Below are 22,715 nucleotides of genomic sequence, written 5' to 3'. Positions count from 1 at the left end.
TTAACACAGCTATCAGAGACCATTGGGCCATTGAAAATAAACTTCATTGGGTACTAGACGTCGTCTTCAATGAAGACGCTTCCAGAAAAAGGAAAGGAAACTCAGCAGCAAACTTCAATGTCATCACCAAAGTAGCGCTATCCTTACTCGAAGATTGTCAAATCAAATTACCTAGAACCCAGAAAAGAAACAGAGCTGCATTCAACCCTGCTTTCAGAGAAGAATTACTCAAGGTTTAAATGCGATTGCCCTGAGTTGCAGACAAGTGAAGTGATCCTTATAGGGAATATCTTGTAAGATTATTCTAATTTAAAGGTTGAAAGAAACCTTTGAATAATGACTAAGCCCTACCTGCTCTGCATACTACCTTTCCTCCTTTTTGCTTGCTCCGAGCCTGACGAGCCCGGAGAAATAAAGCTGCGTTTCAATACTCCTGCCAAAGTATTCGAAGAGGCCATGCCCATTGGCAACGGTCGCCTTGGTGCTATGATGTATGGTGATGTTGCCAAAGAAAAGTTCTCGTTGAATGAAGAAACGCTTTGGTCAGGCGGGCCTGTCGATGCCAACATGAACCAGGAGGCATACAAACATCTCCCAGCTGTTAGAGCAGCCCTTTTCAACGAAAACTACCAGCTGGCTGATAGCCTCGTCCGCAATATGCAGGGTTCCTTCTCACAGGCTTATGAGCCTATGGGCTTTCTTACCTTTGATTTCGACCATGCTGGCGACCCAACTAAGTATAGCAGGTCGCTTGATTTAAGCCGGGGCATCGCTACTGTTGACTATGAAATAAATGGCACAGCCTTTCATAGGGAAAGTTTCGTGTCGTTTCCGGATCAGGTAATACTGGTGCGGCTTTCTGCTGAAGGAAATGATAAGCTAAATTTTGAATTGGGCCTCAATAGTAAACTTCCGTTTTCCACTATAGCGGAGGGAGCACAGGTGGCCATGACAGGCTTCTCTCCTATCAAGTCGGAGCCAAGTTATCGGGGTGATATGCCCGATGCGGTGAGGTTTGATAGCTTGAAGAGCATGCGCTTCTGCACCATTGCCAAAGTGCTGTCGACCGACGGAACCTCCGCCGCCACCGACGATAGAGTGAAAGTGTCGGGAGCATCGTATGCCATCATAGCACTTTCCGCTGGTACCAGCTTCAATGGCTTCGACAAGCAGCCGGGCACAGAGGGAAAAGACGAGATTGCCGCCGCCACTCAGTATCTCACTAAAGCTGAAGGCTCCGATTACGACATTTTATTGAGAAGGCACAAAGAAGACTTTGGTAAACTATTCGATAGGGTGTCCATCGACCTTGGGCATACACCTGCCGACACGCTACCAACACCGGAACGCCTCAAACGATTCACAGCAGGTGAAGCGGATCCAGACCTGGCCGCCCTTTATTTTCAATACGGCCGTTACCTGCTCATCAGCAGCTCGAGACCCGGAGGCATTCCCGCCAACCTACAGGGTATCTGGAACGAGCATGTGCGCCCGCCCTGGAGCAGCAACTACACCACCAACATCAATGTGGAAATGAACTACTGGCCTGTAGAAGTGGCTAACCTTTCGGAATTGCACGAGCCTCTGCTAAAATTCATTGGAAAGATCGCCCAAACTGGAGAAGCAACAGCCAAAAACTTCTACGATGCAGATGGGTGGGCGCTTCACCACAATTCTGACATCTGGGCAATGAGTAACCCAGTAGGAGATTTCGGCAATGGCTATCCCGGCTGGGCCAACTGGAGCATGGGCGGCCCCTGGATCAGCACCCACCTTTGGGAGCACTTCGCTTTTACAAGAGACACCGTCTTCCTTGAAAACCACGCTTATGAGCTGATGAAAGGTGCCGCACAGTTCTGCCTCGATTATCTGGTGGAAGGGCCCGAAGGATACCTGGTTACAGCACCTTCTACTTCTCCTGAAAATGACTACATCACCGACAATGGATATGTAGGCGCTACATTCTATGGCGGAACGGCTGACCATGCCATGATTAGAGAATTGTTCATTGACCTGATCGAAGCCACAAAAGTGCTCAACAGGGATGAAGATTTGAGGAAGGAGCTGGAGAGTACGTTGGGCAAGTTGTATCCCTATCAAGTTGGAAAGAAAGGCAACCTGCAAGAGTGGTATCATGACTGGGAGGACAATGACCCTCACCACAGGCATATTTCCCATTTGTTCAGCATCTACCCGGGCCACTCCATCACACCCTCGACCACACCAGATTTAATGGAAGCAGCCCGTCGCTCACTTGAACTCCGCACCAACAACGGCACCGGCTGGTCAATTTCCTGGAAAATCTCTTTGTGGGCCCGGTTGCTGGATGGCGACATGGCGCTGGATGCCATCAAAAAGCTTTTCAACTATATCGGCACAGAGGAAGGGGTGCAATACCAGGGCGGCGGCACCTACCCTAACCTGATGGACGCCCACCCACCGTTTCAGATTGACGGAAACTTCGGAGGCACAGCCGGCATTGCGGAAATGCTACTGCAAAGCCATGAAGGTGTCATCCATTTACTACCAGCGTTGCCTTCTGAGTGGAAATCCGGAAAAATCACCGGGTTGCGTGCACGTGGTGCCGTAACCGTCGATATAGAGTGGAAAGACGGCAAGCTGGTATCGGCAGTCATCACGCCCGACTTTGAGGGAGAATACACCATCAGATTCGGAGATAAAATGCAGACTATAGCGGCGAAGAAAGGAAGCAAGCAATCGATAAAATTCTAACAATATGGCGTACGATGAGCACCTTGCTGAGCGAATTGGCCAAAGCCTGAAATCGAACAAAGTGTCGTTCGAGGCCAAGAAGATGATGGGAGGGCTTTGCTACCTGGTGGACGGAAAAATGACCGTGGGCATTGTAAAAAATCAATTGATGGCCCGCATTGACCCTGCTATCTACGAGAAAGCACTACAACGAAAAGGAGCCAAGGAGATGGACTTCACTGGCCGACCAATGAAAGGCTATGTATTTGTGTCGCCTGAAGGAATAGATTTGGATGATGATCTGAACTATTGGGTCGGGCTGGCAGTGGAATTTAACCCCAAGGCCAAAGCGAGTAAAAAGAAATCGTAAATTGTGGCTATGTCAAAAGTTATCCTGAGTAAAAAAAGCATCAAAGAGCAGGAGGCAGAACGGATGAACAGGTTCCTAAGCCTGTCAGCTGAGGAGAAACTTGCATTTTTACTAAAGCTCAACAGCTATGCAGCAATGATGAAAAAAGGACCACTGAAGACACCGCAGGGAAAAGGGCTTTTGATTACAAAGCAGGTCAAAAATGACTAACGAGCTTCCGGAATTCCTTAAGGTAATTGATTCACTTAACAATCATCAGGTGCTTTATATGGTGATTGGTGGGTTTGCTGTTAACTATTACGGTCACAGCAGGGTCACCGGAGACATCAACTTGTATCTCAAAGATTCGTTGGAAAATCGCCAGAACCTTATCAACGCTATTGAGTCTCTCGGGTATGGGCGATTTGAATCACTACTCTCCGTTCCGATGATAGCTGGCTACTGTGAGATCATGATGGACGACGGGATGTATGTCGACCTGATGACGCAAATTCCAGGAATTGATCCGTTAGCTTTCGATGCAGACCGGGAGCAGTGCGAAAAAGCAATTATTCAGGGGGTACCCGTTTTCTACATCGGGTTTCGGCAGTTATTAAAGAACAAGGAAAGTACTGGTAGAAATAAGGACTTGCTTGACCTCGAAGAGTTAAGGAAAATAAGAAAGGATTAGAATATATCTCTCGCTTTCAAACTAAAACCAACAAGCACAACAGACTGAATTTCGTCCTCGCCAATAAACCGATTTCGCAGTTCAAATTTTCCGTTGTCGCCCAGCGCAAAAATCTCGATAATCTCCTCTCCCGGATACACTATCCAATACTCCCTAACACCACTTTCTTCGTACAGGCTGTATTTGTTTTTCAGATCCTTCGCTGCTGTAAAAGGAGAAAGTATTTCCACGACCAGATCGGGGGCACCTATGCATCCCTTGTCGTCCAGCTTGCTTTGGTCGCAAACGACCACTATGTCGGGTTGAACTACGTTGAAAATCTCTTTGTCTTCGCTGCCTTTCTTCGATGGAAGTCTGACATCAAAGGGAGCAAAGTATACTTCACATGAATGCCCCTCTAAGAAATTGTACATCTTATTTCCAAGTGAGGCACTTACCTTTTGATGGCTGCGATTAGGCGCTGGCGACATATGAAAAATCTTGCCTTTGATCAGCTCCACTCTATCCTCAAAAGTCCACCGCAAATAGTCGGCATAGGAATAGGCTGCTCCTGAATCAAGGAGGGTAATATCGTCTACGTTTTCCTCTGGAATTTTATATTTTACAGGCATCATGTAAATATAAAGATTTAACGCCTCTTTAAACAAAAAACCCCGACCATTTGGAATGGTCAGGGCTTGTATTTATCTACCCGAATAGATGTTAGTTCACATTCATGTTCGGGTCAAATTCAGCCTTCCAGGCAAGAATCCCTCCAGCCAGGTTATAGGCATTATCAAGCCCCTTTCTTTCGAGAAACTCCACAACCGTACCGCTTCTTCTTCCGCTTCTACAGTACACCACCACCTGCTTGCCTTTCTCCACTTTATCGATATTGTCGGCCATGTTGCCCATAGGTATGTGCAGCCCGCCAATATTGGCCTGAGCCACTTCATTGGGCTCTCTTACGTCAATCAGCTGAAAGTCAGCCCCTGAATCCATCAGTTTTTTCAGTTCGTTTACACTTATTTCCTTCATGGCTATTCCCGTTCTTTAATCTTCGAAGATCAAATTAAGTCCTTCAAAAAACAACAATTAAATGCTTAATCAGTATTTAAAGCCACTAATTTTTTTGAAAAGTTCCAAATAAGCCTTCACTTTGTCGCCTTCAATTTTGTAGTTACAGCATATGAGCAGCAAAAAACATTTCGAAACCAATGCCATCCGTACACAGGCAGAACGTTCTTCACAACGAGAACACAGTGTGCCCATCTACGCCACGTCTAGTTTCGTATTCGATAATGCTGAGCAAGCCCGTGCGTTATTTGCCAATGAGGAGCAAGGCAACATATACAGCCGGTTTTCCAACCCCAATAATGACGAATTTATCGAGAAGCTATGTCTGTTAGAAGGAACAGAGGACGGTATGGCCATGGCCTCGGGTATGGCAGCCATGTTCACCAGCATGGCGGCTTTTCTGAATAGCGGCGACCATATCATCGCTTCCCGTTCTGTCTTCGGCTCCACCCACCAGATTCTGACACAGCTTTTCCCTCGCTGGGGTATCACACATACTTACGTAGACCTGAGCGACCCCGCTGAAGTATGGGAAAAAGCTGTAACACCCAATACAAAAATGGTATTTGCAGAAACTCCCTCAAACCCAGCGCTCGACTTGATAGACCTGGAGTGGTTAGGGGAGTTCGGTAAAAAGCACAACCTGATCGTCAATATCGACAACTGCTTTGCTACCCCTTACCTGCAAAACCCAGCCAAATACGGGGTGCACATCGTTACCCACTCAGCCACTAAGTTTATCGATGGCCAGGGAAGAGCAATTGGTGGTGCTGTGCTCGGCAGCAAAGAGCATATCGAAAAAGTAAGGTTCTTCGCCCGACACACAGGCCCGGCCATGTCTCCATTTAATGGTTGGATTCTTTCCAAGAGCCTGGAAACACTGGCAGTGCGGATGGAAAAACATTGTGACAATGCGCTCAAGCTAGCCACTCACCTGGAAAGCCACCCCGAGGTGGTTTGGGTGAAATATCCTTTCCTTCCTTCTCACCCTCAACAGGCGTTGGCAAAAAAACAAATGACCCTTGGCGGCGGCCTCGTCACCTTTGAGTTGGGTGGTGGAGTAGAAAGAGGCAAGAAATTCCTCAATGCACTGCAAATGATCTCGTTCTCAGCCAATTTGGGCGACACACGCACCATAGCGACTCATCCTGCCTCTACTACACACTCGAAGCTCAACGCAGAAGAGAAAAAAGTGGTAGGCATCACCGATGGACTCATCAGGGTGTCAGTAGGCCTGGAGCACCTTGATGACATAATTGCCGACTTAGAGCAGGCAATTGAGGCATCGAAATAGCAATCAAATACTGGTGGCAAAAAAGCATCAACCCCAGCTATCAGTTGATACAAGATAACTGAGCTGAGGCTGATGACAACTTTGCCGTAAGTGAATTTATATTTTAAAGAACCACGAGCAATTGGGCAGCGGAAAGGAGTACACATCTCCATCTTGAAATACCGTTACGCCAGCCAATGCAATTTGGAAAGCCCGCCCCTCCCGATGCTGAAATCTTACGCCTGGCATCAAAACCAGCGCAGAGAATTTTTCATAACCGGACTCATCCGAGATTCTTACCGAAGTAAGCATTCCATTGCTGTCGTAGTTATCGTGCCACATACTGCTCCTGCGGTATTGGCTGGCCACAAAAAACATTGAGTCAAAAATAAAACTTGACTTACTACCTACCGGCGTTACACCGGCAATCGAGAATGATGGCGCCTTTGCCATCCCGTTTTTCTCTGATCGGTAAGGGATATTTGGATAGTAGTATCCTCCAAATTCGTCTGGCGTAACGGGATAAACGCCCGGCTCTGAATAGTAGCTTTCTGTTCCCGTCCCAACGTACAAGTAACCGGCAGAGAATGTAATATTACTCCGTCGATCCCCTAGCGTTACCATCCCCCAGTGAAGTCCTCCAGCACCTTTGAAGCTATTGAGATAACCGGAGGATCCCAGAAGCGTACCGATGCCAAAACTAACTTTATCATTTCGAGTTGGGATCGAGAGTTTGAATACTCCAACGAACGGACTGGCTATCCAGGTAGACATGATACCCGCCGAAAAATTGTCGGCCAGAGAAAAATGAACTTCAGGCCCATACAGGTTCAGCATGCCATAGTCCTCCCCCTTCCGTATTGGTAGCGCATTGGTAGTGAAATAGTACCTTGTACTGAACGGGTCATTGCCCTGGTACTCTCCGGTTACGTCAATACGATCCGACTCGGCAAAGGGTCTGATCGTTTTGACATCGCTCTTGGATATATAAATTTTTCCAAGGTTCTCCGTTTCAAGAAGTATTTCTCTCCCATCATCGCTCACAACCACACCTACTCTTACAATACCGTCGTGAGTAGTAACAACCACCTTTTCTGCCACGCTACCGGCAGCTGGCTCCTGTGCATAAGCTGCAAATGAAATAACCAGAGCAGCCACAAATGAAAAAATCAGTTTTGCTTTCATAGTACGAATCGTTTAAAAAATGATATTGGTCTTATAAAAAATCTTAAGTTCAAAACCTGAATTCCAGGTAGGCCAGGCACTATCAGCTATAGCCACCGCCTCTAAGAAAATACCCGCTTCAGGTTGCCGGGCAATAACACGAGATCAAAAAATAGCGATAGCATGCTACCCGCTATTGTGGGTTATGCAAAAAGTCGGCCAATTATTAAAACCTTAAACCAATCGAAACGCACCATGCCCACATCAAGACAATGACGTTCGCTTGCATATTCTGTCATCCTTAAATGATATTCTGCTGCTGATCATATGCTGTCCCTTGTCAAATATTACTACTTTTGCAGCTTCCGAATAAACAGCAAAAAGAATGGATTCTGCAGAATTAAAAAAAGTTGCCCTCAACGATATTCACGTGGCCCTGGGTGGCAAAATGGTGCCTTTCGCAGGCTACAATATGCCTGTTCGCTACTCCTCTGACCTGGACGAACACCATACCGTTAGAAATGCCGTAGGTGTCTTCGATGTGTCGCACATGGGAGAGTTTATGGTAGAGGGCCCGGGCGCCCTGCCCCTCATCCAAAGCGTGACATCCAACGATGCTTCGAAACTAGTAGACGGACAGGCGCAGTACTCCTGCCTGCCCAACGACAAGGGCGGCATTGTCGACGACCTGCTGGTATATAAAATGGCTGACGAGAAATACCTGCTAGTGGTCAACGCCTCCAATATCGACAAAGACTGGAACTGGATCAGCAGTCACAATTCCTTCGGAGCAAAAATGACCAATATCTCCGACGCCACTTCCCTTTTTGCGGTGCAAGGCCCGAAGGCAGTAGAAGTCCTTCAAAAGCTCACCAGCGTCGATCTTTCAGCTATTGGCTACTACCACTTCACTGTAGGAGAAATGGGCGGCATCAAAGACGTTATCATTTCCGCTACAGGCTATACAGGCGCAGGCGGCTTTGAGCTGTATGTAAAAAATGAGGACGCTAAAAAGCTCTGGGATAAAGTATTTGAAGCTGGAAAAGACGCTGGCATCAAACCTATTGGGCTTGGTGCCAGAGACACCCTGCGTCTGGAAATGGGCTTCTGCTTGTATGGCAACGACATTGACGACACCACCTCTCCCATCGAAGCTGGCCTCGGCTGGATCACCAAGTTTACCAAAGAATTCACTAACTCCGCTGCCATCAGGGCCGAAAAAGAAGCTGGTATCAGCAAAAAGCTGGTTGGCTTTGAGTTGGTTGACAGAGGCATTCCACGAGCGCACTACGAGCTGTTCAATGCCTCTGAGGAAAAAATTGGCGAAGTAACATCCGGCTCACAATCGCCCACCCTTGGCATAGGCATAGGCATGGGCTACGTGAACAAAGCATACAGCCAGCCCGACACGGAAATATTTGTGGGAGTAAGGGGCAAGTTCCTAAAGGCCAAAGTGGTAAAAGTGCCTTTTTTAAAAAAGTAAACAGATGAGGAATATTGACGTCTGCCTTTCTCCGGAACTAATCCATCAATACGAGTTAAAAGGCAAAATTGTGGTGGTGGTGGACATACTCAGGGCCACCTCCTGCATGGTGTCAGGCTTGGCTACCGGAGTAGCCGCCATCAAACCATTGGCCGATGTGGACATCTGCAAAGGGCTTAAGCAGGAAGGCTACTATACGGCAGGTGAACGCAACGGCAGCAAGGTGGAAGGCTTCGACATGGGCAACTCCCCTTTCGAATACATGGAGCCTCACCTGAAGGGGCAGAAAGTGGCCGTTACCACCACCAATGGTACTCTTGCCATCGAAAAATCAAAGACAGCAGATCAAATCGTTATCGGTGCCTTCCTCAACCTGAGCGCCGTTGCAAAATACATCCAGCAGCAAGACAAAGATGTGGTTGTGGTTTGTGCGGCCTGGAAAGGTAAAGTGAATCTGGAGGACAGCCTGTTTGCTGGTGCTCTGGTTGAAAGGCTGGCCACTTCGCACCAACCTGAGTGCGATGTCCCCCGAATGATGGTAAAGCTCTACCAGGTCGAAAAAAATGACCTCTTCACATTTGTGAAGGCATCGTCGCATGCCCGTCGGCTGAACAAGCTGGAGGTATTTAAGGACATCGAATTTTGCGTGCAGGAAGATCAGTTTGATATCGTTCCAGTCCTGAAAGAAGGACATCTCGTTTTAGCGGGCTAAAATGGCGCCGGCGGGCAACCCCACCGGCACAGCATCTATTCGACGCTACTCACTCCGCAACGTCTGCACTGGGTTGACGCTGGTAGCTTTGGTCACCTGACTTGCCACCGTCACGGCTGTTGTCACCAGCACAATGCCCATCGCCAGAATGAATGGTAGTGCTGTGGTTTGCTTAGGGTCTGGATAAATAGCGTTGATCATTTGAGTGATAAGAAAAGCACCTGCCGGTGCACCCAAAAGAAAGGCAATAAGAATCGTCCAAAAGTATTGTTTACTGGCAATTCTGATGATTTGCGTTGCATCAGCCCCCAGCACCTTCCTTATCCCAAATTCCTTTTTCCGACTTTGAATGCTAAAGCCGAGCAAACCAAACAAGCCCAGACAAGCCAGCACAATAGCTAAGCCAGAGATGAAGCTTATGATTACAATATTTCCCTGATTCTCTTTGAAGAAGTAATCAAAAACATCCACCTGATACTTGCTGTTGTAAGGGTCGTTAGGGGCAATTCCTGTCCATGCTGATGCAAAATATTCGTCCAGGCCTTTTTCATTACCCGCAGCGGTTTTCACTACGAAATAATTAAAATCCTCCTCGGGAGCAGCAGTGAAAACAGATGGTAGCATTTCATCATAAAAAGCATTGCACATAAAGTTTTCAACTACCCCCACTACTGTGTACCGTGTGCTATCGTAAGTCACCTGTTGGCCTATGGCATCGCCCCAACCGGCCTTTTCAACAAACATTTCTGTTACAATAATACTTCCTGATTGGTCAGCTGCTTTGCTGTCTCCAAAGAACCGCCCTTCCTTCAGGCGGAAGCCCATCGTTTCCATATAGTTTTCGCCCACATGAAAAGCATAGGTTTTGACCTCCTTATCAAGCACTTCGGCTTTGGTGAGTTTGTTGGCCCTGGCTACATGGTAGTTACTCCCGGCATAGCTCAAAACAGAGGTATTCTTGTTAGCTGCATCCCTCAAGGCCCGAAAGTCCGACGCCTCCACCAGTGGCATTGAAATGATTCCTTTGGGGTTGTATCCCCAGTCTTTTTCTGCCTGATAAATGGCATTGTCGGTAAAAACAAAGCAAGCGATGATGGTGCTTATGGCAAAGAAAAACTGAAAGCCCAGCAATATTTTGCTAAAGACGTTCTTCGAACCGAGCTTCTCATTTCCTCTGAAAATACTTGTTGGTTGAAACTTCGACACATAGAAGGCCGGATAGGCACCGGACACCAGCCCAATAAATAGCAGCAGTCCACCGAAGAAAGCAATCAGCATGGGAAAACTTGAAAATTCAAAAGGAATAGTAATCGGGATCATTGTGTTTAGCCCAGGCAAAAAGAAATAATAGCTCATTACGGTACCCAAAGCCAAAGCCAAAGTGCACAGAATGATGTTTTCCAAAATGAATTGGTAAATAATCTGTCGCCGGTTTCCTCCAATCACCTTCCTCATGGCTATTTCCTTCAAACGTCTTGTGGCAGCTGTGACGGAAATGTTCATATAATTAAAACAAGCCAGCAAAACCAACATAGATGCTACCACAGAAAGCCCAATACGCCCGGCTGGGTGCCCGGCTCCGCTTATCGAACCATCTATTTCAAATGACCTCAGCGCTAGTTGACTCAATGGCACCATTTCAAATTGTTCGATAGGCCATTTGCTACTTGTCTGATTCTGAAGAGCCACAAATCCATTAAAAGTCTCCTCTAACTCCTGCGGCTGATGACCATCTTTCATTTCAATAAAAATAGCATCAGTAGCATATGACCAGTCGTAGTGATCTTCGAGCTTTAAATCAAAGAAGTTGTCGATAGGCACCATGATTTCGAAGGAAAAGCTCGCTTTATCCGGCGTCTTGTCCATTACCGCCCCCACCGTATAGTTCTGAATCAAACCGTTGGAATACTTGATGGAAACATCCCTGCCCATTGGGTTTTCCTGTCCGAAATATTTCTCGGCGATATTTTTACCAATCACCACATAGCTTTTATTCTCCAGCGCATTTACATCTCCATACTTGATCGGAAAATCAAACACTTTCAGCAGAGCCGGGTCAACAAACGATACCAACTCACTAAAAACGTTGTCGCCAAACCGCATATTGCCGTACTGGAATTCGACCCGCACCACGTTGTCAACTCCAGCGTGCTTGTCCACCAAATCCGGCCCTATCAGCAAGGGAGCATCCGCCCACATTGCAGTGCTGTTCTCGGTTTTCACATGATTGATCAATTGGTAAATATTCTTCCTGTTGGAGTGGAAATCGTCCATATGCGTCTGCATATCAACAAATATGAAAATGGCGATGCCCATGCCTATCGCTACAGACAAGCCGAGGATATTGATGAGCGATATGCCCCAGTTTTTGGATAGGTTTCTGAAACCTACCGTAAAGTAATTTTTAATGAGTCCCATTTGATTAGCCTTATAATTTGAGTTTGTTCTTTTAATGTTCGCCCACCTGAAAAACCGAAGTACATTCCAAATAAACCGCCGCCGGGCTTTTTGGGTGTCTACAGCAGCCTCCCTCTCAAAAATCTCATAGATATCCCCTTCGATCTCCTCCAGAAGATCGGGATTGCAATACCACCTAAGGAATTTATCAGCCCATTTAGGCGGCGATAACTGCTTCATAATGAAAAGTTGAAGGCAATTTTTGGTATCCTTTTATACAGCTCGTTCCTGAAAGCGAAAGACTCATCCAGCGCTTTTTTGCCAACAGCCGTCAAAGTGAAGTACCGCTTGCGTCGCCCGCCTCTTTCGTTGGTCGCTCCTCCCATCCGTGACGTTACATAGCCCTTCTCTTCCAGCCTCCGCAACACAGCATGGGCCGCACTTACATTCATGCTTCTTCCAGTCTGCTTTTCTATTTCATCCATTACAGCCACGCCATAGGCCTCATCAAACAATGCCCCAACTGTCAGCAGTATAAGTTCTTCCAATTCACCCAAATACGAGCCTTTCATAGTCACTATTAGTTATACAAACATAAAAGTAATGCATTATGTTGTCTTTTTGTAGAAGAAATAAAATAAAAAGAGCCGGGAGGTTATCCCGGCTCCTGGCCCTATTCATCAATCACTTATGGTTTTTTATATCTCGCCCACGTTTCATCTATGTATACAGAGTCAATTTCTTGTCCTTGCTTCACTGTCTTTTCCGCAAAAAGTGTCCACCTGTTGGCGTTAACAACACCACCAAATGTAATGGTAGCCCCCGTTAGGGTATGACCCGACGGGTGAATCATTGCCACATTCTCGGTGTACGTCTTCCCGTCATAGATAATGGATCCTGTGCCTGTTCCCGAAATATAGTCTCCGTCATCATTGTATTGAATCCAAACAAAATGTGAAGGAGTCACAAGCTTCATATACTTCACAAAGCCAGGGTAGCTCATTTCAGGACCGCCTTCCCTTTCATGATAGGAAACCAGCTCCCAGGTTCCGACCAGAGAAGAATCGTTTTCTGCAACTGCGGGCACCTTCCTCCACATTTCCTCAATGCGAGACGAATCCACGACAACTGTTTCAGCACTTTCGACATCAAACTCAAAATCTTTCACGAAACCTCTATGATGCCATTCACCGTCAACAAAGTCAGCAGTGAAATTGATTTTTTGCCCGAGGATGCTACTGGTGGCTGGTAGAAAAAATTCAATGTTTTCAACATAATTCTCACCATCGTAGGTGTAAGTTCCGCCTCCCATCCCCACAAGTTGATCATTATCTTTCTGATAGCTTATCCAGGTAAAATGGGTTGGGGTCAGGTGTTTTTGGTATAGAATATTGGAGGGGTGATCTATCCATGCCTTTCCACCACTGGAGTCGCTCATGTAAGACACCAACTCCCACGTTCCCACAAGGCTTTTGGGGGCTTCCGTTGATTCCTTACCAGAATCGTTTGAGCAGCCGCTGATAAGCACATATATACTGACAATAAAAAAGATCGAAACATTTTTCATGGCTTGACTATTTTGGGTTGGTTTCTTCATCCTTATATGATCCTCATAAAATATAAGCAATATTTCTGAGGATGTCCGAATTTTCTACCGCTTAATATCTGCAGCATTGACAAAATCATCATCCATCGCAGGTTGACCTCACATATCGGTCACTTATAATCACTAACTTTCCAACCGATTTCATAAGTTTGCGGGTTAATAAAGAACCATGTCCTCTCATCCCTCTATTATTCTTAAAGCAGGAAAAGAACGCTCCATCCAGCGTTTCCACCCATGGGTATTTTCAGGGGCTATCCAACATACTCCAAAGGAGTTAAATGAAGGCGACCTGGTAGAGGTGCTGGACAGCAGAAAGAAGTTTCTGGGAATTGGCCACTACCAAATTGGCTCCATCACCGTGCGCATGGTGGCTTTCTCCGATGTCACAATCGATCAAGCCTTCTGGAAAGCCAAAATTGAAAAAGCAGTTGAAGCTCGCAGGGCAGTTGGTTTAACAAAAAAAGATAACCTCAATGTTTTCCGCCTGATACATGGGGAAGGCGACGGCTTACCCGGCCTGATCATGGACTACTACAACGGAACGGTGGTTTTTCAAGCGCACTCTGTTGGCATGTATCTGCTGAAAGACACTTTTGCTTCTATCCTCAAAGAGCTTGACCTCCCCATAACCGCCTGCTACAACAAAAGTGCTGGCACCATTCCTTTTAAAGCGCCTATTCAAGCTGAAGACGGATTTATCTTTGGGGAAGGCGACACCGTGGAGGTGAACGAATACGGAAGTAAGTTCACCATCAATGTGGTAGAAGGCCAGAAAACAGGCTTTTTTATCGACCAGCGGGAAAGCAGGCGACTGCTGGAGGAGTTTAGCAAGGGCAAGAAAGTGCTTAACACCTTCTGCTACACAGGTGGCTTTTCGGTATCCGCTTTAAAGGCTGGTGCCTCAGAAGTGGTCAGCGTCGACAGTTCGCAAAAAGCCATTGACCTGACTGAGCAAATCATTGATTTGAATTTCGGAAAAACGGAAAAGCATACGTCCCTGTGTGCCGACGCTTTCGACTATCTGGCTAAAATGCCCGACGATTTTGATGTGATTGTGCTCGACCCGCCTGCCTTTGCCAAGCATGTAAGGGTGCTTGAAAACGGTCTCAAGGGCTATCGCACGATCAATGAAAAGGCCATCAAAAAAATAAAGCCGGGAGGAATACTGTTTACGTTTTCATGCTCTCAGGTGGTGTCACCGCAAGATTTTCGCACGGCTGTGTTTTCAGCAGCTGCTGCCACAGGACGTGAGGTTCGCATCCTGTACCAAGTGCACCAGCCAGCCGATCACCCTGTAAGCATTTACCACCCTGAGGGGGAGTATTTGAAGGGATTGGTGTTGCAGATAAGCTAACTTTGACCCTACTTCAGCTTTTCATTGCCCTTGTGGCGGGTCTTGTCTCTGCTGGTCTTTTTCTCCAGGTTCTTTTGGAATGCCTCCGTTAGGTTAACTCCTGTCTGGTTGGCCAGGCAAATCAGCACCCACAGCACATCGGCCATTTCATCGCCCAGGTCTCTTCCTTTGTCTGATTCCTTGAACGACTGTTCGCCGTAAGTCCTTGCCATAATGCGGGCCAACTCCCCCACTTCTTCGGTCAGAATCGTCATGTTGGTCAGCTCGTTGAAGTAGCGGACACCCACGGTCTTTATCCACTGGTCTACCTGCTCCTGTGCTTGTTCTATCGTCATCTGGAAGGGTTTAAGCTTTGTTCTTAGTATCAATAATGATCGTAACAGGGCCATCGTTTACAAGCGCCACTTTCATATCGGCCCCAAACTCACCCGTCTCAATTTCACGTTGTAAGTCAACCTGCAGCTGGGCAATCATTTTCTCATAAAGAGGTATGGCCACATCCGGCCTGGCAGCTTTGATATAGGAAGGTCTGTTGCCCTTTTTTGTGCTGGCATGCAGCGTAAACTGACTGATAAGCAGTATGTCGCCCCCAACCTCCGCAAGGCTTCGGTTCATCACACCATCGTCGTCGTTAAAGATCCGCAGGTTGACAATCTTTCTACTCAACCACTCTATATCTTCCAGAGTATCGGCCTCCTCAATACCCAGAAGCAACATAATACCAGTTCCAATTTTTCCTTCGACGGCGCCCTTAATTGTTACAGATGCCTCCGAGACTCTTTGAACCACTCCAATCATTGCTCTTATTTTTCCTTCGAAACATTATCAGGTTCAAAGTACAATCAATAATCAATTCAGGCTAATCCTTTGTGGTCGTAATTTTTTCAATTTGTCGGGAGGGGAAAACGTGAAGGCCTGGTAGCCCCTTTTTGGCTGTGACCACCATTCCTTTTGCCACCCTGCTGGCCTCAATAGCAAAAAGCTTTCTACTCGATCCTATCATAAAAAAGGAGAATAGGTTGGAAAAAAACTTGGCAATTTCTTCGAAAGGGCGACGCTCATTCCTTTCACCCAAAAGAAGCGAAGGTTGGTAAATATACAGCGAAGGGAGGCTCAGTTTTTTCAATGCATCCTCCAGCATTCCTTTCACCTTGTTGTAATAAATGACCGACTCAGCATTGGCTCCCAGCGAAGTAACAACGTGGAAATGCTCACATGTGGCAGTTTTAGCAGCCATCTGAGCCAGATTGAAACAGTAGGTATAATCCACTTTGAAAAACGCTTCCTTCGACCCAGCCCTTTTCAAAGTAGTGCCCAGGCAACAAAAAAAATGATGGGCCTGCATATCAGCGGAAAGGCTCTCCAAATTCTCAAAATCTGTAATAACAGCCCGAACTTTGCTGCTTGCAGATGGGAGCTCTCTTCGTGTGAGGACTACAATTTTATCGTAATAATCATCGCCAACCAGCTGATCCAGCAACGATTTGCCAACCAGACCAGTGGCGCCAGCTATAAGTGCAGTCTTACCCATATCATTGAAGTTTAATTGTCGGCAACTCTATCTAAAGGCTACTTAAAACCATTGACGGATACCGCCTCTGCGGCCACTCTTTCCACAGACCTATTTTCTGGCTGGCGCTGGTTGAGAAAAAACACTTACCCGCTTATTGAAATATTAATTGCTGGCATTAAACGGCAAGTCGTTTAAGATAAAGTTATTTCCATCTTGCTTAAGTACAAAATATCCTTTGGAAAATTTAGTCACCTCCTGTTTTGCCAACTGCTCAGCCCTTTTCAAATCGAAAAATTATCCCTTTCCCATAACAGGTACTCGTCAATATCCTGCTTTAAGCTGCGGTAAATAAAAGCAATCATTGAGATATCATCGATCAGGCCCAGCGCTGGGATAAAATCAGGAATAAGGTCGATAGGAGTGATGAAATAAATAAGACCTGCAACCAGGAGGACGATACTTTTCCAGGGCATCACACGGTAATTACCAGAAATATAGTTCTTCACCATTCTGGAAATGACCTTGATCCGTCCGACAAAACCACTGAGCCTTTCATTGCTTTGGGTAATCTCGCCAAGCTTAGAAGACACACTCCCAATTATTTTATCCACACGATCACCATCCCGAAGTACCCGCTCGGCTTTCCTTTCATACGACGACAGTGCTTTCTTTTCCTTGTTCTCCTCCATATGACCTAAAACACCTTTCTGATTTCATCTTTCATAAAACTCAAGGCCTGCTCTACCGGATCACGCTCCTCTTGCATGGCCCTTTGAATAACGGCCTTTGCCAACTCAATGCTCTTCGATTCAGGATTCACTTCCGTAATCGCCTGATTAACAATCATAATCACACTTTCCATGGCGCTTTTTATCGACCTCCAGGCGTCGTCTGACATGTACAGCTGCTGCGACAAATTGTGGTTAAACTCGTCACGGATCTCCTTGAGAAGCACATGCTGTAGTTCTTTAGAAGTGAGGTTGCCGGTGCTCAGCCTGGCAAGCAGGTTACTTGGCGATATCCGTTCCAGAAAAAGGCACATTCTCTCATAGGCCTGGAGCCTGATCGGAAGAATGCTCTCCGTATTCTTCATTTTTAGCTCAAGCATTCGTTTTTCCAACTCTTTGTTCAGAAACGACCGCACCATCAGGTACATAGCATAAAGTACCAGACCAGCCGGAATAATAATTTTCGCAAGATCAACTAAGGGCTCCATTTACCAGGGTTTTGATTTGAAGTTAGAATTATTTTAACGGACTTACCGTTTTCAAAATAAATAAATTTAAATCCCCGAATTGCACCAACTTTGCCGGGGTTCAGGAAAAATTAGCGAATACAGATGAATATACACCCTGTAAGCATTAGCGGGAAAGCGCTGGGGGAGATCAAAGAGATCATTGCCAAAAAGAAGATACCTGAAGGCTATGGCCTGCGTATTGGCATCAGAGGAGCCGGCTGTGCAGGTGTTTCCTACATGCTTGGTTTCGACAAGAAAAAAGAGGGAGATATTGAGTACTCGATAGCGGGAATTTCCGTGTTTATTGCGAAAAAGCACACCATGTACCTGATCGGCCTGGAGGTAGATTTCTACGATGGCGCTGATGCCCGTGGCTTTTCCTTTGTCAACCCCGACCTACCGGTGCCTGACCAGGCTCACTGACGACTCCTCACACCTGCCCTCCAGCGGCGGCAATATCTTAGCCACGGTTATGTCAAGTATCTTCACCTCAGTGTATTCTTCAAAAAGTTTCTCTGATATTTTGTAAGCCAGGTGCTCTAGTAAGTTCACCGGAACTTCCATGATCTCAGCCACTATCTGATACACCTCCTCATAGTCGAGGGTGTCAGCCAGCTTATCGGACAATGCGGCTTTTGAAATGTCTGTTTGGAAAACCAGGTCAATGCGAAAATCATTGCCCCTTTCACGTTCAAAGCTATGAACGCCATGAAAAGAGTGAAACATCAGCCCCTTCAGTGCAATTTTTCCCTGCATCAATTCAGCTCATCAAAAAATGAGCCTGTCGAGCTGATTTCCTCCAGGCTGTACTCCTCGCCTGCTACCTTGATCACCTTTCTGGATTCGGTGACGGTCTTCGCTTTGACCTCTTCTTTTACGGGGGTTTTTTGAGCTGGCTTTACCTCGGCTTCCACGGAGAGTTTTCTGACCTCAGTAGGCGACTCAAGCTTCACATCCTCATCCGAAAAAATCTCCTTTTTCACACGGGAGAGTGCCTTTACCTTTTTCAATTGCTCATCAAAGGTTTTTCCGCTTCTGGCCTTTTCGATGCGATCCACCTTCTCCATGATATCGCTGGACGACATCCTCAGGCTATTGATCAAATTGTCACGGTGGTTCTCAATAGACTTATAGGTTTGCTCCAGGGTTTTCACTTCCTCATGCAAATCTTCAATAATTTCTCTTGAATGATCTTCAGCCCTCTCAATCATCGCACGGGCCTTATTTTTTGCCTCACTCATAAGGGCCTCCGCCTTCATTTGCGTCTCCTTCATATGAAGTTCAGCGGCTTTGCTTGCCTGCTCAATGAGGTTAGCAGCAGTATCGTCAGCAGTTTTGAGGGTTTTGAACAGCGAACTTTCAACTTCACGAAGCTTGGCAACTTCTTTTTCGGCGGCCTCCAGCTTGTAGCGCAACTCCTTGTGCTCATCTTGCATCCTCTCCCACTCTTGTGAAAGCGTCAGCAAAAATGCATTCACTTCATCTTTGTCGAGGCCTCTAAAAGCCTTTTCAAAAGCCTTTTGCCTTATTTCTAATGGAGTAATTTTCATCTGATAGTATATCTTCCTTTCGACGGCGGTATCGCCAAGGGGTTAACTAATAAACCGAAAATGAAGTTGCAGGTGAGCTAAAATAGGGAGGAAAGGTAGGTAAAATCTATTGTCATTCAAAGTGAGAGGGGTTGAAATTCAAATCCCACACCGATATGGACCTGTCGTCACTGGCAGAAACAAGCTGGTCATTGTAAGCCGTCCACAGCATTTTATTCACCGAAGTGCCATGTCCGGCATGGCGTGATTTGTCGATCACTTTTAGTAGTTGAAGTGTTGAGGCGTCCCACACCTTGATGCTTTTGTCCATGCTGCACGTTACAAAATGGCTACCCGAAGGGTTGTAAACAATATGATTGATGGCATACATATGGGCAACGATGGACTCATAAGCCGCATAGTCCTTCTCCACATCCCACACCTTCAAATGGGCATCCCTACCCCCGCTTAGCAGCCACTTGAAGTCAGGCGAGTAGCAAACGGAAAACACGGAATTGGTGTGAGAATCGATGGTATGAACCACATCATAAGTTTGGAGATCGATCACTCTTATGGTAGCGTCGGAATAACCCACTGCCAGGTGCCTGTCTACCGGGTTCACGGCAATCGTTCTGGCGCTTTTGTCACTGAATTTGAGCCTGCGAACAATTTTCACATTCGGCCAGTCAATCACAATCACCTCACCGCTTCCAGTGGCCACAAATAACAAATCCCTGTAATACTGAATATCGAATATAGCGGCATCGGTCAACTTCAACGAGGCCTTCTCCTTCCCTTCGGTGGTGTCAATAAAATGGACCCCGTCGTAGTTGTGTCCCGCCACTAAAAAACCCGCCTCACTGATATAGCAGAGCGCATAAATAGAGTTGTCGAGCTTGGCCACCAGCCTTCCATTTTCCGGTGCCTCCAAATCCCAACTGGCCACCATGCCATCACCAGCAGCGGAATAAAATAGCTGATTGGTACCTCCAGAAGCTAACGTGTAAATACAGTCCTTGTGCCCGGTAATGGCAGCTAATTTTTTTACCTCCACTTTTGACATTGCGCTATCTCTCTTTAGTTTCGATCAACGGATTACAAACATACAAAAGATGCCAGTGGTTCTGACGAAACGTATTAGTGAGGACGAGATTCTGGCGATTTGGGAAATCACCGAGTCGTATGAGGAATTTGAAGAGCGCCTTCACAGAACCCCCTGGATCGACAATGGGCAGGAAGGAACCATACACCCCATCAAGAGACTGGAGTACCTCGCCTGCCGTTTTGCTACCGAACACCTGACCGAAGCCATCAACATACCGTTTCACGGAGTTTATAAAGACTTCCACGGCAAGCCTCATCCGAAAGGAGATGAGTTTTTCCTTTCATGGTCGCATGCTTATCCCTATGCGGTAAGCTGCATTCATCTCAAAAAGCCTGTTGGCATAGATATTGAAAGACCAAGGGAACAACTCGTGAGAGCCAGCAGGAAATATGTGAATGACGAGGAATTATCTTTGGTAGAAGGAAACAACCTTGATCAGCTATGCCTCATTTGGGCCGCCAAAGAAGCTATTTTCAAAATGAATGGCAGAAGCGGTTTGTCGCTGAAGGACGACATAACAATAGAGAGCATAGAAAATACCAAAAAAAAGGTATTGTCTAAGGCGAATATTAATGGTAGCATTAAAAAAATATCTCTCGATTTCTTTCAAATGAAAGAAAACTGGGTGGTATATACCCGATAAATAGCTATATTTATATAAAATATTTTATATTTTATCTTCTTAAAAGAACATTAGAATTGAAAAAGACTGCTTGTGTATTTTTTTTAGTTGCCTGCTTACTTCAAACTACTGCGCCGGTTTATAGCCAAACTATCTCGGGCGATATCAACCTGCAGGACGTTTCGTCAGGAAAATCCTTTAGTTTTTCAAGTTTGCCTGGAGCTAAAGGTATTGTCGTGTTTTTTACGAGCGAACACTGCCCTTATGCCAAGCTCTACGAAAAGCGAATAGTGACGCTGGCTGCTGAGCTCAAGGGACTCGGTATTCACACAGTGTTGGTCAACCCCAACGACGGCATTCTAAGCCCCGATGATGCAGTGGAAAAGATGAAAGGGAAAAGCTATCCTTTTCCCTACCTGGCCGACAAACAGCAGCAGTGCGTGAAAATGTTCAACGCTCAAAAAACACCAGAGGTATTCCTTATCAAGGCGTCAGGAAGCAACTATGAATTGGTCTATCAGGGAGCTTTCGATGACAACCCCATGTCGGAAGAGGAAGTAACGGAGACTTATCTGGCCAATGCAGCCAGGGCTTTAGCTGCTGGGAAAGCGGTTGCCAAAAAAACCACCAGGCCAACCGGGTGCATGATTAAGAGCCGTTAAATTGGCGTTCGTTGCAACCAGGAAAGAAAGAAACGCCTGCTTACTTCAGGTAAACCTCTATGGCCTCCGGCTTGGTTTCTCCCTTAAATTCTTTGAGCAGCTTACCATCCTTGCCATAGATGAAAATATTTGGGTAGGACAGGCTACCGAAGGTTTCGTGAAGATCGACAATAGAAGTTTGCCCGAAAGTGATATTGGATGATGCTACTGGAAAATAGGTGCTTTGGAAGTGCCTTATGGTATCCAACGGCTCTTCGGAGAGAAAAATAAACTGGGTGTCTGGATAGCTATCTATTATACCAGAAATGCTTTTCGCTTCATATTGACAATGATCGCATGCCGAATTAAAAGCAACTAACACCAATGCACTCTCCCCTGCCAAGGCAGACAGCGCTAACTGGTGCTCGTCTACCGACATGAATTTGAAAGCTGGCAACGACTGCACATGTTTCTGGCGTTCTTCTTTGGCAGCCAGCATTTGCATTGATTTTGTGGCAAGCCATGCAATGGCTCCGATAGCAAGCAACGCATAGAATAAGATGAATAGCTTCCTTTTCATGAAAAACTGATTAGAATGAACACCGTAAACACTTGCATTATTACCCAAACCGAACCGTAGGAAGCAACTACCACCATCAACATGTTACTAAATGCGTTCTCCAAAAACTTCGAGAGGAAAAAGGCCAAAAGCAGAATATACCCTACCCAGAATAAACTTGAAGTCTGAATCAATGAGAATAAGTAGGCAGGATATTCAGAGACCTCCACAATGGAACTTAGGGAGAGCGGCGCAAAGGATTGCAAATCTTCCATTGAATATGTTCGATGAATAAGGCCAAACCAAATTACTTTCATGATCATCGGAATGAAGTTTACAAATTCCGCAAGAATAGTAGCCTTTAAAACACTTCGAATACTGAATTTAACATCAAACAATATAAGTCCACCGCTCACCACCATTACAACACAAAAAAACACCAAACTATAAATGCAAGGTAGAAATACATAATTCACCCACTGCATGGACATCTGGCGATCGACAAGATCTACCGCTCGCTCGTAGGCAACTTGTTTAAGGTAAGTGTCGATAAGAATAGACTCATCAATCAATGAATAACTTACAAGAAAATAGGCTACCTCAACTAGCACGAAAAAAAACAGAAGCAGCGATCGACAACTTAATTGCCCAACTTCCTGCTTAAAAGAAGTCAAATAGACCATCATCCAAACATTTTTTCTAAAAGAGACAC

Annotated in this window: 27 protein-coding genes and 1 pseudogene; 12 read left to right on the top strand and 16 right to left on the bottom strand. The window is 46.0% G+C overall.

The window, feature by feature from the left end:
• The 5 genes and pseudogenes from GC130_RS28860 to GC130_RS09445 all read left to right on the top strand — a co-directional run.
• Positions 1-239, top strand: a pseudogene (locus GC130_RS28860) (ISAs1 family transposase); the annotation flags it as partial.
• Between the two features lie 97 nt (positions 240-336).
• Entirely contained in the window at positions 337-2,733 is a 2,397-nt protein-coding gene (locus GC130_RS09460; RefSeq protein ID WP_151998041.1) for a glycoside hydrolase N-terminal domain-containing protein, read from the top strand.
• A gap of 4 nt (positions 2,734-2,737) precedes the next feature.
• Positions 2,738-3,082 carry a TfoX/Sxy family protein gene (locus GC130_RS09455; protein ID WP_151998040.1) on the top strand — a complete coding sequence of 115 codons (345 nt, stop codon included), beginning with the start codon at positions 2,738-2,740 and terminating at the stop codon, positions 3,080-3,082.
• Positions 3,083-3,091: 9 nt separating this feature from the next.
• Positions 3,092-3,292, top strand: coding sequence for a hypothetical protein (locus GC130_RS09450; protein ID WP_151998039.1), 201 nt, complete (start codon positions 3,092-3,094; stop codon positions 3,290-3,292).
• Positions 3,285-3,752, top strand: coding sequence for a hypothetical protein (locus GC130_RS09445; RefSeq protein ID WP_151998038.1), 468 nt, complete (start codon positions 3,285-3,287; stop codon positions 3,750-3,752). The genes GC130_RS09450 and GC130_RS09445 overlap by 8 nt, the downstream gene beginning before the upstream one ends.
• On the opposite strand, the gene GC130_RS09440 is transcribed toward GC130_RS09445, so the two are convergent.
• Together GC130_RS09440 and GC130_RS09435 are read right to left on the bottom strand one after the other, a co-directional pair.
• Positions 3,749-4,366, bottom strand: a complete 618-nt coding sequence (locus tag GC130_RS09440; RefSeq protein WP_151998037.1) for a Uma2 family endonuclease — start codon at positions 4,364-4,366, stop codon at positions 3,749-3,751. The genes GC130_RS09445 and GC130_RS09440 overlap by 4 nt on opposite strands.
• Positions 4,367-4,454: 88 nt before the next feature.
• Complete coding sequence (locus tag GC130_RS09435; RefSeq protein WP_151998036.1) at positions 4,455-4,769, bottom strand: rhodanese-like domain-containing protein; 315 nt, start codon at positions 4,767-4,769, stop codon at positions 4,455-4,457.
• 151 nt (positions 4,770-4,920) lie between these two features.
• Between GC130_RS09435 and GC130_RS09430 the strand changes: the two genes are divergently transcribed.
• On the top strand, positions 4,921-6,102 hold the full coding sequence (locus GC130_RS09430) for a PLP-dependent aspartate aminotransferase family protein (protein WP_151998035.1): 1,182 nt from the start codon (positions 4,921-4,923) through the stop codon (positions 6,100-6,102).
• Positions 6,103-6,198: 96 nt separating this feature from the next.
• Here GC130_RS09430 and GC130_RS09425 read toward each other — a convergent pair whose 3' ends face one another.
• Entirely contained in the window at positions 6,199-7,266 is a 1,068-nt protein-coding gene (locus GC130_RS09425; RefSeq protein WP_151998034.1) for a hypothetical protein, read from the bottom strand.
• A 364-nt stretch (positions 7,267-7,630) separates the two neighbouring features.
• Here GC130_RS09425 and gcvT point away from each other — a divergent pair, with 364 nt between their 5' ends.
• Together gcvT and GC130_RS09415 are read left to right on the top strand one after the other, a co-directional pair.
• Positions 7,631-8,728, top strand: coding sequence for a glycine cleavage system aminomethyltransferase GcvT (gcvT, locus tag GC130_RS09420; RefSeq protein ID WP_151998033.1), 1,098 nt, complete (start codon positions 7,631-7,633; stop codon positions 8,726-8,728).
• 4 nt (positions 8,729-8,732) lie between these two features.
• Positions 8,733-9,440 (top strand): 2-phosphosulfolactate phosphatase, encoded by a 708-nt coding sequence (locus GC130_RS09415; protein ID WP_151998032.1) that lies wholly within the window; start codon positions 8,733-8,735, stop codon positions 9,438-9,440.
• Between the two features lie 45 nt (positions 9,441-9,485).
• On the opposite strand, the gene GC130_RS09410 is transcribed toward GC130_RS09415, so the two are convergent.
• From GC130_RS09410 to GC130_RS09400, 3 genes are all read right to left on the bottom strand, one after another.
• Positions 9,486-12,077, bottom strand: a complete 2,592-nt coding sequence (locus GC130_RS09410; protein ID WP_151998031.1) for an ABC transporter permease — start codon at positions 12,075-12,077, stop codon at positions 9,486-9,488.
• On the bottom strand, positions 12,074-12,409 hold the full coding sequence (locus tag GC130_RS09405; protein ID WP_151998030.1) for a PadR family transcriptional regulator: 336 nt from the start codon (positions 12,407-12,409) through the stop codon (positions 12,074-12,076). The genes GC130_RS09410 and GC130_RS09405 overlap by 4 nt, the downstream gene beginning before the upstream one ends.
• 116 nt (positions 12,410-12,525) lie before the next feature.
• Positions 12,526-13,404, bottom strand: coding sequence for a hypothetical protein (locus tag GC130_RS09400; RefSeq protein ID WP_151998029.1), 879 nt, complete (start codon positions 13,402-13,404; stop codon positions 12,526-12,528).
• 208 nt (positions 13,405-13,612) lie between these two features.
• On the opposite strand from GC130_RS09400, the gene GC130_RS09395 reads away from it, so the two are divergent.
• Positions 13,613-14,797: a class I SAM-dependent rRNA methyltransferase gene (locus tag GC130_RS09395; RefSeq protein WP_151998028.1), complete on the top strand. Its 1,185-nt coding sequence runs from the start codon at positions 13,613-13,615 to the stop codon at positions 14,795-14,797.
• A gap of 8 nt (positions 14,798-14,805) precedes the next feature.
• Here GC130_RS09395 and GC130_RS09390 read toward each other — a convergent pair whose 3' ends face one another.
• The 5 genes from GC130_RS09390 to GC130_RS09370 form a co-directional block, all read right to left on the bottom strand.
• A complete protein-coding gene (locus GC130_RS09390; protein WP_151998027.1) occupies positions 14,806-15,132 on the bottom strand; it encodes a nucleotide pyrophosphohydrolase in 327 nt (108 codons plus the stop codon).
• 10 nt (positions 15,133-15,142) lie between these two features.
• On the bottom strand, positions 15,143-15,595 hold the full coding sequence (gene dtd / locus GC130_RS09385; protein WP_151998026.1) for a D-aminoacyl-tRNA deacylase: 453 nt from the start codon (positions 15,593-15,595) through the stop codon (positions 15,143-15,145).
• 61 nt (positions 15,596-15,656) lie between these two features.
• On the bottom strand, positions 15,657-16,328 hold the full coding sequence (locus GC130_RS09380) for an NAD(P)H-binding protein (RefSeq protein ID WP_151998025.1): 672 nt from the start codon (positions 16,326-16,328) through the stop codon (positions 15,657-15,659).
• 263 nt (positions 16,329-16,591) lie between these two features.
• Positions 16,592-16,999, bottom strand: a complete 408-nt coding sequence (locus tag GC130_RS09375; RefSeq protein WP_151998024.1) for a YkvA family protein — start codon at positions 16,997-16,999, stop codon at positions 16,592-16,594.
• Between the two features lie 5 nt (positions 17,000-17,004).
• Positions 17,005-17,526: a hypothetical protein gene (locus GC130_RS09370; RefSeq protein ID WP_151998023.1), complete on the bottom strand. Its 522-nt coding sequence runs from the start codon at positions 17,524-17,526 to the stop codon at positions 17,005-17,007.
• 123 nt (positions 17,527-17,649) lie between these two features.
• Between GC130_RS09370 and GC130_RS09365 the strand changes: the two genes are divergently transcribed.
• Complete coding sequence (locus GC130_RS09365) at positions 17,650-17,970, top strand: iron-sulfur cluster assembly accessory protein (protein ID WP_151998022.1); 321 nt, start codon at positions 17,650-17,652, stop codon at positions 17,968-17,970.
• Here GC130_RS09365 and folB read toward each other — a convergent pair.
• The 3 genes from folB to GC130_RS09350 all read right to left on the bottom strand — a co-directional run bounded on the left by folB (position 17,944) and on the right by GC130_RS09350 (position 20,139).
• Positions 17,944-18,303 carry a dihydroneopterin aldolase gene (gene folB / locus GC130_RS09360; protein ID WP_151998021.1) on the bottom strand — a complete coding sequence of 120 codons (360 nt, stop codon included), beginning with the start codon at positions 18,301-18,303 and terminating at the stop codon, positions 17,944-17,946. The genes GC130_RS09365 and folB overlap by 27 nt on opposite strands.
• The gene (locus tag GC130_RS09355) at positions 18,303-19,097 is read right to left on the bottom strand and encodes a DivIVA domain-containing protein (RefSeq protein ID WP_151998020.1); all 795 of its coding nucleotides are present in this window, start codon (positions 19,095-19,097) and stop codon (positions 18,303-18,305) included. Before GC130_RS09355 ends, folB begins: the two co-directional genes overlap by 1 nt.
• 112 nt (positions 19,098-19,209) lie before the next feature.
• On the bottom strand, positions 19,210-20,139 hold the full coding sequence (locus GC130_RS09350; protein ID WP_151998019.1) for a WD40 repeat domain-containing protein: 930 nt from the start codon (positions 20,137-20,139) through the stop codon (positions 19,210-19,212).
• Positions 20,140-20,188: 49 nt separating this feature from the next.
• On the opposite strand from GC130_RS09350, the gene GC130_RS09345 reads away from it, so the two are divergent.
• Together GC130_RS09345 and GC130_RS09340 are read left to right on the top strand one after the other, a co-directional pair.
• Positions 20,189-20,824: a 4'-phosphopantetheinyl transferase superfamily protein gene (locus GC130_RS09345; RefSeq protein ID WP_193217816.1), complete on the top strand. Its 636-nt coding sequence runs from the start codon at positions 20,189-20,191 to the stop codon at positions 20,822-20,824.
• Between the two features lie 56 nt (positions 20,825-20,880).
• Positions 20,881-21,465 carry a redoxin domain-containing protein gene (locus GC130_RS09340; protein ID WP_193217815.1) on the top strand — a complete coding sequence of 195 codons (585 nt, stop codon included), beginning with the start codon at positions 20,881-20,883 and terminating at the stop codon, positions 21,463-21,465.
• A 40-nt stretch (positions 21,466-21,505) separates the two neighbouring features.
• On the opposite strand, the gene GC130_RS09335 is transcribed toward GC130_RS09340, so the two are convergent.
• Positions 21,506-22,024 carry a redoxin domain-containing protein gene (locus GC130_RS09335; RefSeq protein WP_151998016.1) on the bottom strand — a complete coding sequence of 173 codons (519 nt, stop codon included), beginning with the start codon at positions 22,022-22,024 and terminating at the stop codon, positions 21,506-21,508.
• A complete protein-coding gene (locus GC130_RS09330; protein ID WP_151998015.1) occupies positions 22,021-22,689 on the bottom strand; it encodes a hypothetical protein in 669 nt (222 codons plus the stop codon). Before GC130_RS09330 ends, GC130_RS09335 begins: the two co-directional genes overlap by 4 nt.
• Between the last annotated feature and the right edge of the window lie 26 nt (positions 22,690-22,715).

Origin of the sequence: Imperialibacter sp. EC-SDR9 (assembly GCF_902498805.1) — a bacterium.
Lineage (GTDB): Bacteria > Bacteroidota > Bacteroidia > Cytophagales > Cyclobacteriaceae > Imperialibacter.
This window is presented reverse-complemented; position numbering and strand designations above follow the sequence as displayed.